We start from the raw sequence: 15,714 nt of genomic DNA on the forward strand, positions 1-15,714 counted from the left end.
AAATCACTGACAAGCTTCGCAAGTGGGGTCGTCAACCCCACAAAACTTGATGTCTGTGGCGGGCACGTCGCTCATTTGAGCGCGCGCTGCAGCGGCGGCCGCTTCCATCGCGCTCATGCCGGTGCCCTGAGACGAGGACACGGCGTTATGGCTTCCCGACTGCACCGTGGACTTTTCAGCCTGGGTGGCACTGGAGGTGCGCAAATAGTAAGTGGTTTTGAGACCGCGCAACCAAGCCAGCTTGTAGGTCTCGTCGAGTTTTTTACCCGATGCACCCGCCATGTAGATGTTGAGCGATTGGGCTTGGTCGATCCACTTTTGACGCCGCGCTGCGGCCTCAACCAACCATTGGGGCTCGATCTCAAAGGCGGTTGCGTATTGGGCCTTGATGTCTTGGGGCACCCGGTCGATGGGGCGCAGCGAACCGTCAAAGTGCTTGAGGTCCATGACCATCACGTCGTCCCAGAGGCCCAGGCGCTTGAGGTCGCGCACCAGGTAGGCATTGATCACGGTGAACTCACCAGACAAGTTGGACTTGACGGACAAGTTGCCAAAGCTGGGTTCGATGGAGGCGTCCACGCCAATGATGTTGGAGATGGTGGCGGTGGGGGCGATGGCCACGCAGTTGGAGTTGCGCATGCCATCGGCGGCAATTTTGCGGCGCAAGGCATCCCAATCCAGCGTGGCTTTTCGATCGACTTCGACATAGCCACCGCGCTCTTTGGCCAGCATGTCCAAGGTATCGGGCGGCAAAACACCTTGATCCCAGAGCGAACCCTTGAAGCTGGAGTATTTGCCACGCTCACGGGCCAACTCGGTGGATGCCCAATAGGCGTAATAGCAAATAGCCTCCATCGAGGTGTCGGCAAATTCCACCGCGGCTTGCGAGCCGTAGGGAATGCGCAAAGCGTACAGGCTGTCTTGAAATGACATCACGCCCAGACCCACGGGGCGGTGGCGCAGATTGGAATCGCGCGCCTTTTTCACTGCGTAGTAGTTGATGTCAATCACGTTGTCGAGCATGCGCATGGCCGTGCCAATGGTGCGCTTGAGCTTGTCATGATCGACTTGGCCATTGTTCAGGTGTTGCAGCAAGTTGATCGAGCCCAAATTGCACACCGCGGTTTCGGTGTCGCTGGTGTTGAGGGTGATCTCGGTGCACAGATTGGATGAGTGCACCACGCCGGCGTGCTGTTGGGGTGAGCGCACATTGCAGGCGTCCTTGAAGGTGATCCAAGGGTGCCCGGTCTCAAACAACATGGTCAGCATCTTGCGCCACAGGTCGGCGGCTGGCACTTTGCGGCTGGGTTTGATGTCGCCGCGTTCGGCGCGGGCTTCATAGGCCACATAGGCTTTTTCGAAAGCCGCGCCAAACAAGTCGTGCAGATCGGGCACGTCGGACGGCGAGAACAGCGTCCAGTCACCCTTTTCCATCACCCGGCGCATGAACAGGTCAGGAATCCAGTTGGCGGTGTTCATGTCATGGGTGCGGCGGCGATCGTCGCCGGTGTTTTTGCGAAGCTCCAAGAACTCCTCAATGTCCAGGTGCCAGGTTTCCAAATAGGTGCACACGGCGCCTTTGCGCTTGCCGCCTTGGTTGACAGCCACAGCGGTGTCGTTAACCACTTTGAGGAATGGGACCACGCCTTGCGACTCACCGTTGGTGCCCTTGATGTGCGAACCCAGGGCGCGCACACGGGTCCAGTCGTTGCCCAGGCCGCCCGCAAATTTGGACAACAAAGCGTTTTCTTTGATGGATTCGTAAATGCCGTCCAAATCGTCGGGCACGGTGGTCAGGTAGCAGCTCGACAGCTGTGAGCGCAAGGTGCCGCTGTTGAACAAAGTGGGGGTGCTGGACATGAAGTCAAAGGACGACAGCACCTCATAGAACTCGATGGCACGGGCTTCGCGGTCGATCTCATTGAGCGACAGGCCCATGGCCACCCGCATGAAAAATGACTGTGGCAGCTCGATGCGGCTTTTGCGCACGTGCAAGAAATAACGGTCATAAAGGGTTTGCAGCCCGAGGTAGTCAAACTGCAGATCGCGCTCAGCCTTGAGTGCCGCGGCCAGGCGCGGCAAGTCAAATTGCGCCATGCGCGGGTCCAGCAAGTCGTTGTCAACGCCTTTTTTAATCAGGGCAGGGAAGTTCTCTTGATAGTGTTGCCCCATCTCCGCTTGCGTCACCTCGGTGCCAAAAACTTCTTTGGCGATGGTGTGCATCAACAAGCGCGCCGTGGCGTAGGTGTAGTCGGGGTCTTTTTCAATCAGCGTGCGAGCGGCCAAGATGGCGGCTTTGTAGACCTCTTCGATGGGGACGCCGTCATACAGGTTGCGCATGGTCTCAGCCACGATCGGCTCGGGCTTGACGTCCTGGCCCAAACCTTGGCAGGCCGCCGCAATGATTTGTTGCATGCGCTGCAAGTCCAAGGACACGCGCTGCCCGTTGTCGGTCACATGCAAAGCGGGCGCCCCAGGTGCGGCTTGCTCTTGCTGCGCCGCGCGTTCGCTGGAGCGGCGCTCGCGGTAAAGCACATAGGCGCGTGCGACTTCGTGGTGGCCGCTGCGCATCAAGCCCAATTCGACTTGGTCTTGCACGTCTTCGATGTGAAAGGTGCCGCCGCCCGGGCGCGAGCGCATCAGGGCGCGCACCACCGACTGGGTCAGGCCGTCGACGGTTTCGCGCACGCTGGCAGAAGCGGCACCTTGCGTGCCATGTACCGCCAAAAAGGCTTTCATCAGCGCAACCGCGATCTTGGTGGGCTCAAAGGGCACCACGGCACCATTGCGGCGAATGATTTGGTAATGGCTCAGCGGCAGGCTTGTGGGCGTCAGGTTTGGCTGAGGGGGAGAGGACGGGCTGCTCTGGCGTTGGACTGCGAGCGATGTCTCTGCGAGTTGCATGGGAAAGACTTTCCTTGTGTTTATTGATTCTTGATCTGGTTTTGCGGCGGCTTCAACAAGCCAGATGCCCCGAGGGAACCAAACCAGCACACACTATATCTGGGGTCTGGAGGCTTTTCAATACGCTATTGGTAGTGTTTTGCAACTTTTTTGAATTTTCTTGCACGAGACGCGCCTGAAGCTTGCAAGTGGGCAAAGATGGACATGGTGCGCGCTGAGGATTTGTGTGGCGATGGGGTGAAAAAAAGTGGCCGCTTGCGAATTCCGCTGCGTTTTTGCATTGCAGCAACGTATTTATGTGTTAAAGAAAAAACGCATGCGCCCCGTGTTGGGCGCCCCAGCATGGTCACGGGCTGGGAAATCGTGACGCCTGCCAACCCAAGTGTTGTTGCAAATGCGCCCAATCAAAACCCGGGCCGGGGTCTTGTTTGCGGCCCGCAGCGATGTGTTCGTGGCCTCTGATGTGTGCAATCGGATAGTTGTCGGCCAGCGCGGCACACAGGGTGCTCAGGGTTTCGTATTGGCTGGCTTCAAAAGTTTGGCCATCCAAGCCTTCCATTTCTATGCCAACGGAGAAATCGTTGCAATTGTCTTGACCGTTGAAGCGAGACACCCCGGCATGCCAAGCCCGGTCATCGCAACTGACCAATTGCCACAACTGGCCTTGTCGGCGAATGAAAAAATGGGCCGAAACCTGCAGACCTTGCAAGTTTTCAAAGTAAGGGTGTTTGTGGATGGCCAGTTGATTGGTGAACAAATCCAACACATGCGAGGACCCATATTCTCCCGGTGGCAGGCTGATGGCATGCACCACCACCAAATCGATGGGCATGCCGATGGGCCTGGGTCCAAAGTTGGGCGATGGGCAGCGGCGCGCGTATCGATACCAGCCTTGTGCCCACAGGGGGTGTGCTGGGTGCTCAAGCATGCGTCATGCGCCGTTACGCAGCTGGTGTTCTTTGCTGCAAAAAAAGACGCCGTCGGCAGCGATGGCGTCGGTTTGTGGCAAATGCAGCCCACAGCGTTCGCAATGCACCATGCGTTCGGTCGAAGGGTTCTCCGTGGGAGGCGAGGACGGTTTTTTACCGCGTTTTTGGAGACGCCACCACACAGCGCCGACCAACACCACCACCAGCAGCAGCAAAAATTTCATCCGAGGCGACCCAAAATCACCTCCAGCACAAAGCGCGAACCCACATAGGCCAGCAGCAGCAGGCCGGTTCCTGCGTAAAGGACCCGCACGGCGGTACGACCACGCCAACCCAGTTGGGTGCGGCCAAACAACAAAGTGGCAAAGCACAACCACGACAGCAGCGAAAAAATCGTTTTGTGGTCCCAGCGCCAAGTGTGGTCCGAACCGTACAACTGCTCGCCAAACCACCAGCCGGCCAGCAAGGTCGCACTGAGAAGCACAAAACCTGCGCCGACAAACCTGAATGTCAGCCGCTCCAAGGTGAGCAAAGGCATGCCAATGTTGGCATCAGCAGCCGAGCGCATTAGCCGCTCGGCACGCGTCATCAGCGCTGCATGCACCACAGCAGCGCCAAACAAACCATATGAAGCCAAGCCAAACGCCCAGTGCAGGGGCAACCAGGCGGAGGCGTTGACATTCATGGCTTTGCCAGGAAATGCCATGGTCAGCAGCAGCACTGCGGCGCCCAGGCCACCCAAAGCCCCGCGCGATCGCACTTGGGGTACCCAGCGTTGCTCCAGGGCATAAAAGGCCATGACCAGCCAGCAAGTCACCGACAACGCAGGGGCAAAACCAAAGTGTGGGCCCGTGCTGTCGCCAATGCCCATGAGCCCGCTGACCCAGGCCCAGGCATGGGTGCCCCAAGCCACAGAGAGCATGCGCCGGCTGTTGGCCACACCCAATTGCTGGCCCAAGAGCGCGCTGGCCGCGTACAACAGCACCGCCACAGCACTGAGCACCCAGTTCAGGGAAAGTTCGGCAGGTAAAATCATCGCCTGAGTTTAGCGTTTTGCCCAAAGCCTGCGCTGCGCTTTGTTTCGGCCCCTTGGGTCCTTCATCCAACCGCTTTGCAGCGAATCCCCATGGCCACCGCACTTTCCGACAAGCTTTCCAAACTGGTCAAGCACCTCAGTGGTCAGGCCCGCATCACCGAGTCCAATGTCGCCGACATGTTGCGCGAGGTGCGCATGGCTTTGCTCGAGGCCGATGTGGCGCTGCCCGTGGTGCGCGAGTTCATTGCCCGGGTCAAAGACAAAGCCCTGGGCCAAGAGGTGGTGGGCTCGCTCACACCGGGTCAGGCCTTGGTCGGCCTGGTGCACCGCGAGTTGGCCGCCACCATGGGCGAGGGCGTGGCCGATATCAATTTGGCGGCCCAACCACCGGCGGTCATTTTGATGGCGGGCTTGCAAGGCGCTGGCAAAACCACCACCACGGCCAAGCTGGCGCGCCATTTGATTTTGAAGCGCAAAAAAAAGGTGCTCACGGTTTCGGCCGACGTGTATCGACCGGCGGCCATTGAGCAGCTCAAAACGGTTTCGGCCCAAGCCCAAGCGGAGTGGTTTCCCAGTGCAGTGGGGCAAAAACCAGTGGACATCGTGATGGCTGCGCTGGAGCATGCCCAGCGACATTACTTTGATGTGTTGCTCGTTGACACGGCCGGCCGCTTAGCCATCGATGAAGCCTTGATGCTGGAAATCCAGCAACTGCACCAGGCCCTGAACCCGGTCGAGACCTTGTTTGTGGTGGATGCCATGCAGGGCCAAGATGCGGTCAACACCGCCCGTGCTTTTCATGAGGCCTTGCCACTGACGGGCATCGTGTTGACCAAAACCGACGGCGATGCGCGCGGCGGCGCGGCTTTGTCGGTGCGTCAGATCACCGGCGCGCCCATCAAATTTGCCGGCACCAGCGAAAAAATAGATGGTCTGGAGGTGTTTGATGCCCAGCGCCATGCTGGCCGCATTTTGGGCATGGGCGATATCGTTGCTTTGGTCGAACAAGTCACTGCCGGTGTCGACATGCAAGCTGCCCAACAAATGGCCGCCAAGGTCAAGTCAGGTGCGGGCTTTGACCTGAACGATTTTTTGGCCCAATTGCAGCAAATGAAACAAATGGGCGGCTTGGCCAGCATGATGGACAAACTGCCCTCGCAGTTGACCGCCAAGGCCGGTGCCATCGACCTGAACCGGGCGGAAAAAGAAATGAACCGCAAACAAGGCATCATCCACAGCATGACGCCGCGCGAGCGCACCCACCCGGATTTGATCAAGGCCACCCGCAAGCGCCGCATCGCCGCTGGGGCGGGGGTTCAGGTGCAAGAAGTCAACCGCTTGCTCAATGAGTTTGCCCAGATGCAAGACATGATGAAAAAAATGCGCGGCGGCGGCATGATGAAGATGATGAAAAAGTTGGGCGGCATGAAAGGCATGGGCGGCTTTCCCGGCATGCCCCGCTGAGAACTTGGCTGGGGAGAGCCCCGGCTCAATCTGTCGTCAGCACTTCACCGCGCAAGGAGTGGGGCAAGGCCTCGGTGATGCGCACATCGATCATCTGCCCCACCAGCCTGGCGTGATCGGGCCCGCTGGGGAAATTCACAATCCGGTTGCACACCGTTCGGCCCATCGACTGCGGCCCGCTCAACCCAGGTTTTCGCGCCGGACCCTCGACCAAGATGCGCTGCACCGTGCCCACCCGGCTGGCACTGATGGCTTGCACGTTCTCTTCGATGCGCGCTTGCAGGTGTTGCAACCGCGCCAATTTCACCGCATGCGGCGTCTCGTCGTGCAAGGCCGCGGCGGGCGTGCCCGGTCGCGGGCTGAAGATGAAGCTAAATGAGCTGTCAAAACCCACGTCATCGATGAGCTTCATCATCTTTTGAAAGTCTTCCTCGGTCTCGCCGGGAAAGCCGACGATGAAGTCGCTGCTCATGGATAAATCCGGGCGGATGGCGCGCAACTTGCGAATCGTGCTCTTGTATTCCATGGCGGTGTAGCCGCGCTTCATCGCCATCAAGATGCGGTCTGACCCGTGTTGAACCGGCAAATGCAGGTGGCTGACCAATTGCGGCACTTGGGCGTACACATCGATCAGGCGCTGGGTGAATTCGTTGGGGTGACTGGTGGTGTAACGGATGCGCTCGATCCCCGGGATGTCGGCCACATATTCAATCAGCAGAGCAAAGTCGGCGATGTCGCTGGTGGCCCCCATGGCCCCGCGGTAGGCGTTGACGTTTTGGCCCAACAAGGTCACTTCTTTGACCCCTTGTGCGGCCAAGCCAGCCACCTCGACCAGCACATCGTCCAGCGGTCGGTTCACTTCTTCGCCCCGGGTATAGGGCACCACGCAATAGCTGCAATATTTAGAGCAACCCTCCATGATGCTGACAAAAGCCGAGGCGCCAGTCACCCGTGCGGGTGGCAGGTGATCGAACTTTTCGATCTCAGGGAATCGGATATCAACCTGGGGCTTGGCCAAATCGCGCCGCTGGTCGAGCAGCTGAGGCAAGCGGTGCAAGGTTTGCGGCCCAAACACCACGTCCACATAGGGCGCGCGGGCGATGATGGCGGCCCCTTCTTGGCTGGCCACACAACCGCCCACCGCAATGCGCACCCCTTTTTTGGCCAAGTGCTTGACCCGTCCCAGGTCGGAAAACACTTTTTCTTGGGCCTTCTCGCGCACCGAGCAGGTGTTGAAGACAATCAAATCGGCTTGTTCCACATCATCGGTGGTTTCATAGCCTTGGGCTTGGTGCAACACATCGGCCATTTTGTCCGAGTCGTACTCGTTCATTTGGCAACCGAAGGTTTTGATGAAGACTTTGGGGCTCATGGCGCAATGGGGGCGCAAGCCCAGATGCAGCGGTTCATGGTGTCAATCCAGAGGCTGTGAAAGGAGGTCAGATTGTAAGTGCCGCTCGGCCCAGCCTTTATGATCAACGCCATGAGCACTTTCACACAAACCATTTTGTTCACCGACACCGATGGGCGTGCGCGTTTTCGCGAGCAGGTCTTGGCCCTGGACCAGGGCACGCCGCAGTCGCGATTGTCTGGCCTCATGGCCAGTGGCGGCTATCAGTTGCGCGAAAGCCCGGTGGGCTTTCGCAGTGTTTTTCATGTCAGCTCGCATCCCCAGTGGGTCTTTATATTAGAGGGGCAAATGGAGATTGGCCTGCAAGATGGCAGTTCGCGCATCTTCAACCCGGGGCAGCATTTTTATTCTGCCGATTTGCTGCCCGAGGGTGCTGTGTTTGATGCCCAGGTGCATGGGCATTGGAGTTGTCAGCGGGGCCCAGACCCGCTGGTGACTTTGTTTGTGCGCGGCTAAGTAGGCCATAAGATCTCATTTGCGCGACTTCTGCGCATGCGGCCTCAAGTCCGGGCCCTTTCGCACCGATACTCTCACACCAACCAAAGGCGACAGGCTTTCTGTGCGCTTGGGTGTCGACCATGCGTTGACCTTTTTTGAGCTTCTCGACTGGAGTGTGATTCACCATGAAAAAGTATTTGCGTTTATTGATTGAAATCCTGCTGGGGCTGTTGCTGGTGGCTGCAGGTGCCTTTGGCTACATGAATTTTTCTGGCAAAAAACACGTCTCCCTTGAGTTGAGCGAGGTGGTTGAAAGCTTGGAGGAGGCCAAGGAAGAGCTGGCCAAAACCAGCGAAGAACTGAACGAAGCTGAGGCCAAAGTCAAGGACCTCGCCGCCAAGGCGCGCGAACTGGAAGCGGTCAAGGCCGCTTTTGCCAATGGCGTCTTGCTGGGCGACATCGAAGGCATCTACAAGGGATTGAAAACCGGCTTGAGCGCTGAGCGCCAACTCAGCTTGGGCGCTGTGCGTTTGTTGACCAATGGACCCAAAGATCCCGAAACCGTCAACGCGTTCAACAAGGCCTTGGAGATGGCAGATTGGTCCAGCCGCCTGAATGCCGTGTGCGCGGCGCAAAACGCCTTGGTCGCTGCGGGCGAAAAAATCACGGTATTGGCCGACTGTGCCCCAGGCAAGGGTGAAGAAAAACATGGCAAAGGCGGGCATGGCGGTGCACCCCATTGGGGCTACGAGGGCGAAATGGGCCCAGAAAACTGGGGCAAAGAGTTCCCCACCTGCGCCAACGGCAAAAAACAGTCCCCCTTGAACATCGTTGGGCCATTTGAAAAATCCAAGGACAGCTTGGAAGTCAGCTACAAAACTGGCCCTTTGCGAATGCTCAACAATGGCCACACCATTCAAGTCAATATTCCCCCTGGCAGCACGGCCAAAATCAATGGCGAGGTGTTTGATTTGCTGCAATTTCACTTTCACCGCCCCAGTGAAGAAAAGGTCGACGGCAAACCCATGGCCATGGTGGCCCACTTTGTGCACAAGAGCAAAGCCGGCAAGCTGGCGGTGATTGGTGTCTTGCTCAAAGAGGGCAAAGACAACGACGCGATCAACGTGCTGTGGGACAACGCACCGGCCAAAGAAGGCCCCGAGGTCAAGCTCGACAAAATCAGCTTCGACCCGGGCAAGCTGATTCCCTCAGCCTTGACCCACTATGCCTACGAGGGTTCACTGACCACGCCGCCGTGCACGGAAGGGGTGAACTTCTACATCCTGAAAACACCGGTGGACATCTCCAAAGCCCAGGTGGCCAAGTTCCCCTTCAAGATGAATGCCCGACCGGTGCAGCCTCTGAACGGCCGCAAAATCGGCGCCAACTGATGAATCGGGCCCTGCGCGCAGGGCTTCGAAACACCAACGCCTGCTTTGAGCAGGCGTTTGGTTTTGGGGCACAGCAAAAAGCCACCTCACAAGGTGGCTTTTTCACGCGTGCAAGAAGTTAAATGGTTTTCAGGCGGTCGGTGGATGGCACCACGCGGGTGAGCCGAATGCCGTAGCGGTCGTTGACCAACACCACCTCGCCTTGGGCAACCACGGTGTTGTTGACCAACAGGTCCAAGGGTTCGCCAGCGATGCGGTCAAGCTCGACCACGCTGCCTTGTGTCAGGCGCATCAAATCCTTGATCTTGATTTGGGCCCGGCCCACCTCAATGGACAGCGAAACAGAGATGTTTTGCAGCACATCGGCGTTGATATTGCCTGGGTGGCTGTACTTGAAGTCCTCTGCGGACGGACCGTCCAGTGCGGCAGGCGATGCAGAAATCGCTTCGGCTGGGTTGGACTCTGGGGTGTCTGTGGCGTCGCTCATGGTTTTTTCCTGACTTAAATTTGACCGGGGACAATTTGTCGCTCAATGCGCACCGCCACTTGAGAGCCGCGCGCACCCACGCTGACACCAAAGGACGGCACACCATTGGCGATCAATTGCGCCATTTCGGGTTTTTTGAAATAAAGCAAATCGCCTTCTTTCATGGTTTGCAAGTGATGCAAGGTGGTCTTGATTTGGCCCATGACCACATGCAAGTCCATGCGCGAGTCGCCCACGGCCACGGCCAGGTCCTCGCGCCATTTCTTGTCCGACTCCTCGTTGCCGTCGCCCGATTGCACGCGGCTGCGCAACAAATCGCGCACCGGTTTGAGCGAGGAATAGGGGTAAACCAAATCCATGAAACCCTTGCCGCCTGCGCCGCTGGCATACGAATCAAAGCGGCTGAGCACCACCAGGTCGTTTTCGTCGGCAATTTGGGCAAACTGGGGGTTGATCTCTGAGCTCACATGCTCGCATACCAAGGGCATCAAAGGTGCCCAAGCGTCTTGCAAGGAGCGGAAAAACACATCCAATATGAGTTTGATGATGCGGTTTTCGGTGGGTGTGAACAAGCGGCCCGGCGGCAGTTCTTCCACCCCTTTGCCGTAGCCACCAAAAAAACTGTCCAGTGAGCTGAACACCACATTGGGGTCGATGATCACCACCGAAAAACCACGCAAGGGGTTCATGCGCACCAAGTTCACCGCCAAGGGCGGCTTGAGCTCTTTGAGGTAGTCGCCATACTTGACGATTTGCACCCGGGTCGGGTTGACCCGCGGGCTGGTGCGCAGCACTTCGAGCAGTCCAAACCGGAACATGCGGATGAAGCGCTCATTGATCATGTCGATCGATGAAACGTTCACCCCCAGGCTGCTGTCCTCGCTGGTCAGGTCGTGCTTGCTCACCCGCGCTTGCGTGTTGTAGCCCGTATCGACCTCGATCAAGCCGTCCTTGATGCCCTCGGTCAGCGCCGTCAGTTCATCGGGGGACAGTAAATTGCTTTGGGTGGCCATGGGGTATCACTGCATCACAAATGAGGTGAAAAACACTTCTTCAATGCCACCGAAATCTTCCAATTTCTCCAGCATCTCGTTCATCGTGTCCTTGATCTTTTCTGCCAACTGCTTGCGAAACTCAGGCTTGGCCGTTTCGGGTTCCGTGGTCTGGCGCATCACGTCCAAAACGGCCGAGCGGATGGCGAACTCGTGTTTTTTGATGTTGTCAAACACCCGGTTGTCGTAGTGGGTCATCAAAGCCACTTGCACCACCATGACTTTTTTGGAACCGGTGATGTTGGTCATCAGGTCCTTTTCCATTTGCATGTAGTTCTTTTCGAACTTGGTGGCCTCTGGGGCTTCTTTCTTGGTCTTTTGTGGGGCTTCGTCTTTGGCCTTGGCGGCCGCGGCTTCCAGCTCGTCCACCTTGTCCATGGCCGCGATCTCGGCTTTCTTCTCGTAGTAGCCCGAGAAATAAAGCGTGCCAAAGGCCACGCCCACGGCAATCACGATCACACCAACCACCCCCAGGATGATCAGCAAAATGGGTTTCTTCTTTTTCTCTTCTGCAGGTGCTTCTGCTGCGGGTGCTTCTGTGGCCATGTCTAACTCCTGTTGGTCTCGTGTGATTAAGCGTAAATGTCCAGCAAGGCGTTGCTGGTGTTTTGGGATTTGCTCGGAACGGCTTCAGTCACATCGCCATGAAGGGACTCGCCGCGGGATGAATGGTGTCCGGTTTGACCTGGGTGTTGCCCTTGGCCTTGCCCTGATTGTGCCGATGAAGACTGTCCTTGTCCGATGTTCACTGAAGCTTGGGCCCAACCCAAGGCATTCAAGGCCTCGCGCAAACGCGGGCTGCCCTGGTTCAGCAGTTGCTGGGTGCTTGCATTGTCGGCGTTGATCACGGCTGAAAGTTTTCCATCGCGCATTTCCAGTTCAACGTCCACCGCGCCCAGGTGCGATGGTTTGAGGCCCAGCTTCATTTTCCACTGACCTTCATTGAGTTGCTGGTGCATTCTGCCAGCCAACTCGGTCGACAGTTTGTCACTCAGGTCTTGATAGGCCTGGGCCATATCGGTGCTGTTGGGTGCCAGGTTGGGGTTGGCCGCGCTGCCCATGGGGTTGTGGCGTGACGCCTGGGTGCCGGTCAGGTTGATTGCGCTGCCGGGGTTTTCACCCACCAGGCCGCTCAGGTCAATGGTGTCCAAGGCGTGGGCCTCGCTGTTGCTGGGCAGGCGTTTGTTGTCGGCGTTGGGAACAAAAGCGCTCAACATGGCCAACATGTTTTGTGTGCTGACGCTGGGCATGGTGAGGCTGGCTTGTGGCGTGGCAGCCAGTTGGGCGTCGGCCATTTCAGCGATGTGAATGCTTTGCGCCCCCAAATTTTGCAAGTCGCCCACGGTGGGCAGGCCGGGCGTCGCACTGGTGGCGCTGGCAGCGCTCAGGCCGGCCATGGCTTTGGCCGCTTCGGCCGATACCGTGAATGATGGGGGCTGTCCCATGCCAGCAACCAGTCCGCCAAAAGTGGGTGTGGTCGCGCCTGGTGCGCTGCCCAAGGCGGCAGACAGTGCAGTAGCTGCCCCTGCGGCATTGGCGGATGCGGGGCCAAACAGGCGCTGGATCATTTGCTCGTCAAAACCCATGCTGCGCGCAAACTGGGCATTGCTTTGCGGGTCGGGCAGGGGCTCGTTGGTGGTGATGACTTGCATCCGCTCACTGATTTGCCATGTCTTGAGCCCTTCTGGGCCGATGGCCACCCACGCCGGGTTTGCGTTCGCTGCGACCCCATCTTCAGATGTGACGGCGTTGTCTTCGTTGTGGGTTGTGTCAGGCTTGCTCTCGGAGGCGGCTGAGGTTGACGCCTCGCTCAAAGGCTTGTCCTGGGTGCTGCGGGCCTCAGCGCTGTCTGGCGCAGCGCCCGTTTTGTTTGATTGGTTTGCGTGGGCAGGGCTTTGACCCACATCCTTTGACTTTGGCCCTTCCGAGGCCTGTGCCCGGGATGAACCCGTTTCATCATGGTGGGCTGGTTTGGGCGCGGTAAAGCGCGCATCGGATCGATGCGGCGTGTCGGTGGCAAGGTGTTGCCGCTGCGGGGGTGCCCCAGCCAATGTTGAGCGCGGCTGGATTTGCCGCGCCATGCGGGCAAAGTGTTGGGCAAAGTCTTCGCGCATGGTTGTAGCGCCGCCCAAGGCAGGCGACGCCCCAGCGCCCTGCGTGGGGGCAGGGCTGGACACGGTCAGCAAAGCGCTGGCCTGGGCAGGGTTCACGGCGTTGGACAAGGGCAGGTTCATATCGGCTTCAAGCCTCTCAAACAAAGATTTGGATAAACCAAAGCAAGAATCGTGACTGGTTATTCTTTGCCGCTTTATCTCTTTGACAAGCAAGCCCTGTGCCGCTTTATCTCTTTGACAAGCGTGGGCGGCCCCACACCGGTCGAAATGGAAACGCGCAGGAAGTTGCAATTGGCACATCGATTGCTTAGCTAACTCTGCGTGGTCAAACAATTTGGCCGCAAAGAAAACTTAAGCAAACAAAAAACGGACCTACAACGGAATGAGCACCTTCACACTGTCAACGATTCGACAGAACTTGTCCAAGTTTGACTACTCTGGCCTGGGAATACCCGCGCTGGTGTTGTTGATCATGGCCATGTTGGTCTTGCCGTTGCCGCCGCTGTTGTTGGACTTTTTGTTTACTTTCAACATCGTTGCCAGCTTGGTCATCATCATGATCGCCATCAGCACCCGCAACCCCTTGGACTTTTCATCCTTTCCGTCGGTGCTGTTGTTTGCCACCATGCTGCGCTTGGGCCTGAACGTGGCGTCAACGCGGGTTATTTTGGTCCATGGCCATGAAGGCCATGATGCCGCAGGCAAGGTGGTCGCCGCATTTGGAGAGTTTGTGATCGGCGGCAACTATGTCGTGGGTTTCATCATCTTCGCTATCTTGATGATCATCAACTTCATCGTGGTGACCAAAGGTGCTGGCCGCGTCTCTGAAGTGAACGCGCGATTCACCTTGGATGCCATGCCAGGCAAACAAATGGCCATCGACGCTGACTTGAATGCCGGCATGATTGACCAGGCCACCGCCAAAAAGCGCCGCGAAGAGTTGTCCCAAGAGTCAGACTTCTTCGGCGCCATGGACGGTGCGTCCAAGTTTGTCAGCGGCGACGCCATCGCCGGCTTGTTGATTCTGCTGATCAACTTGGTCGGTGGCATGGCCATTGGTTTGTTGCAACACAATTTAAGCGCCAGCGAGGCCGGCAAGTTATATGTGTTGTTGACCATCGGTGACGGCTTGGTGGCCCAAATCCCATCGCTGCTGTTGTCACTGGCGACCGCCATCATCGTGACCCGTGTCACCACCTCCGAATCCATGACCGAGCAGGCCTCCAGCCAACTCGCCAACCCCAGTGCTTTGTTCATCTCTTCAGGCATCTTGGCCGTGTTGGGCTTGGTGCCTGGCATGCCCCACCTGATGTTCATCACCTTGGCCGCGGCCACCGCAGGCTTGGGATTGTTGGTGGTGCGCAGCGAGGTCGAGGCCGAAGAAACCCAAGAGGCGGTGGCCGAAGCCGAGGCCAATGCGGCCAGCCCGAAAGAGCTGGACTGGGACGATGTCGACCAAGTCGACCTGATCGGGTTGGAAATTGGCTATGGCCTCATTCCCTTGGTCAATGCAGAATCTGGCGGCGAGTTGATGGGGCGCGTCAAAGGCGTGCGCAAAAAACTGTCTGCGGAATTGGGCTTTTTGGTGCAGCCGGTGCGTATCCGTGACGACCTCAACATCGACCCTGACAGCTACAACATCGTGCTCAAAGGCGTGGTGCGCGGCAAAGGCGACATCAAAGTCGGTCGCGAGTTGGCCATCAACCCCGGTCAAGTCTATGGTGAACTCGCTGGCACCCCCACGCGTGAACCTGCATTTGGCCTGGAGGCGGTGTGGATCGAGCCCTCCATGCGCGACCAAGCCCGCACCTTGGGCTACACCGTGGTCGACGCCAGCACCGCCATCTCCACCCATTTGAACAAAGTGCTGCGTGAAAACGCCTCTGACCTGCTCAGCCACGACGAGGTGCAACAACTGTTGGACAAGTTGTCGGCCAAGTCGCCCAAGCTGGTGGAAGAGTTGGTGCCTGGCAAGTTGACCCTGGGTGTGCTCACCCGCACCTTGCAAAACCTGCTCAACGAGTCGGTGTCGATTCGCGACATGCGCACCATTGTGGAAACCTTGACCGAGGCCAGCGCCCGCACCACCGACCCCGAGCAGCTCGCCGCCATGGTTCGACCCAAACTGGGCCGCATGATCATGCAAGCCCTGGTCGACGAGAAAAACAACCTGTCCGTCATGACCCTGGAGCCCAGCTTGGAGCAGTTGTTGCACAACGTTTTGCAACAAAGCCAGCCGGGCCAACCCGTGGTGCTCGAGCCAGGTTTGGCCGAAAGCCTGTTTGCGGCCATGCGCGATGGCGCGCGTGCCGTCGAAGAAGAGGGCCACCCTGCGGTGTTGGTGGTGTCCCCAGTTATCCGTGGCTGGTTGTCCAAAGCGGCGCGATATCGCGTCAACGACCTGACCGTGCTGTCGTACAGTGAAATCCCAGATGACCAGCCGGTCAAGGTGATCCACACCGTGTCAGCCCAGCCCAAATGATTTTGA

General features: G+C 58.0%; 13 protein-coding genes. 4 read left to right on the forward strand and 9 right to left on the reverse strand.

Features of this window, described 5'->3' with window-relative positions; all coding sequences use genetic code 11:
- Positions 1-3: 3 nt before the first annotated feature.
- The 4 genes from AC8GFZ_RS00700 to AC8GFZ_RS00715 all read right to left on the reverse strand — a co-directional run bounded on the left by AC8GFZ_RS00700 (position 4) and on the right by AC8GFZ_RS00715 (position 4,869).
- On the reverse strand, positions 4-2,904 hold the full coding sequence (locus AC8GFZ_RS00700; RefSeq protein ID WP_506641331.1) for a ribonucleoside-diphosphate reductase subunit alpha: 2,901 nt from the start codon (positions 2,902-2,904) through the stop codon (positions 4-6).
- A 346-nt stretch (positions 2,905-3,250) separates the two neighbouring features.
- Positions 3,251-3,832, reverse strand: a complete 582-nt coding sequence (gene ampD, locus AC8GFZ_RS00705; protein ID WP_506641333.1) for a 1,6-anhydro-N-acetylmuramyl-L-alanine amidase AmpD — start codon at positions 3,830-3,832, stop codon at positions 3,251-3,253.
- A 3-nt stretch (positions 3,833-3,835) separates the two neighbouring features.
- The gene (locus tag AC8GFZ_RS00710) at positions 3,836-4,057 is read right to left on the reverse strand and encodes a PP0621 family protein (protein WP_506641335.1); all 222 of its coding nucleotides are present in this window, start codon (positions 4,055-4,057) and stop codon (positions 3,836-3,838) included.
- On the reverse strand, positions 4,054-4,869 hold the full coding sequence (locus AC8GFZ_RS00715; RefSeq protein WP_506641337.1) for a cytochrome C assembly family protein: 816 nt from the start codon (positions 4,867-4,869) through the stop codon (positions 4,054-4,056). Before AC8GFZ_RS00715 ends, AC8GFZ_RS00710 begins: the two co-directional genes overlap by 4 nt.
- 90 nt (positions 4,870-4,959) lie before the next feature.
- Here AC8GFZ_RS00715 and ffh point away from each other — a divergent pair, with 90 nt between their 5' ends.
- Positions 4,960-6,333 carry a signal recognition particle protein gene (gene ffh, locus AC8GFZ_RS00720; RefSeq protein WP_506641339.1) on the forward strand — a complete coding sequence of 458 codons (1,374 nt, stop codon included), beginning with the start codon at positions 4,960-4,962 and terminating at the stop codon, positions 6,331-6,333.
- Positions 6,334-6,358: 25 nt separating this feature from the next.
- On the opposite strand, the gene miaB is transcribed toward ffh, so the two are convergent.
- Positions 6,359-7,705 (reverse strand): tRNA (N6-isopentenyl adenosine(37)-C2)-methylthiotransferase MiaB, encoded by a 1,347-nt coding sequence (gene miaB / locus AC8GFZ_RS00725; RefSeq protein WP_506641341.1) that lies wholly within the window; start codon positions 7,703-7,705, stop codon positions 6,359-6,361.
- A gap of 111 nt (positions 7,706-7,816) precedes the next feature.
- Between miaB and AC8GFZ_RS00730 the strand changes: the two genes are divergently transcribed.
- Both AC8GFZ_RS00730 and AC8GFZ_RS00735 read left to right on the forward strand, forming a co-directional pair.
- Positions 7,817-8,200, forward strand: coding sequence for a cupin domain-containing protein (locus AC8GFZ_RS00730; protein ID WP_506641343.1), 384 nt, complete (start codon positions 7,817-7,819; stop codon positions 8,198-8,200).
- A 167-nt stretch (positions 8,201-8,367) separates the two neighbouring features.
- On the forward strand, positions 8,368-9,573 hold the full coding sequence (locus AC8GFZ_RS00735) for a carbonic anhydrase (protein WP_506641345.1): 1,206 nt from the start codon (positions 8,368-8,370) through the stop codon (positions 9,571-9,573).
- Positions 9,574-9,691: 118 nt separating this feature from the next.
- Here AC8GFZ_RS00735 and fliN read toward each other — a convergent pair whose 3' ends face one another.
- Genes fliN through AC8GFZ_RS00755 form a run of 4 tightly spaced genes read right to left on the reverse strand, consistent with a single transcriptional unit; the run spans position 9,692 to position 13,346 of the window.
- Positions 9,692-10,060, reverse strand: coding sequence for a flagellar motor switch protein FliN (gene fliN / locus AC8GFZ_RS00740; RefSeq protein ID WP_506641347.1), 369 nt, complete (start codon positions 10,058-10,060; stop codon positions 9,692-9,694).
- A 14-nt stretch (positions 10,061-10,074) separates the two neighbouring features.
- Positions 10,075-11,073, reverse strand: a complete 999-nt coding sequence (gene fliM / locus AC8GFZ_RS00745) for a flagellar motor switch protein FliM (protein ID WP_506641349.1) — start codon at positions 11,071-11,073, stop codon at positions 10,075-10,077.
- 6 nt (positions 11,074-11,079) lie between these two features.
- Positions 11,080-11,658, reverse strand: a complete 579-nt coding sequence (locus tag AC8GFZ_RS00750) for a flagellar basal body-associated FliL family protein (RefSeq protein ID WP_506641351.1) — start codon at positions 11,656-11,658, stop codon at positions 11,080-11,082.
- 26 nt (positions 11,659-11,684) lie between these two features.
- On the reverse strand, positions 11,685-13,346 hold the full coding sequence (locus AC8GFZ_RS00755) for a flagellar hook-length control protein FliK (protein ID WP_506641353.1): 1,662 nt from the start codon (positions 13,344-13,346) through the stop codon (positions 11,685-11,687).
- 262 nt (positions 13,347-13,608) lie between these two features.
- On the opposite strand from AC8GFZ_RS00755, the gene flhA reads away from it, so the two are divergent.
- Positions 13,609-15,708: a flagellar biosynthesis protein FlhA gene (gene flhA / locus AC8GFZ_RS00760; protein WP_506641355.1), complete on the forward strand. Its 2,100-nt coding sequence runs from the start codon at positions 13,609-13,611 to the stop codon at positions 15,706-15,708.
- Positions 15,709-15,714: the final 6 nt, after the last annotated feature.

Source organism: Limnohabitans rimovensis (SeqCode) (genome assembly GCF_965234775.1).
Lineage (GTDB): Bacteria > Pseudomonadota > Gammaproteobacteria > Burkholderiales > Burkholderiaceae_C > Limnohabitans > Limnohabitans rimovensis.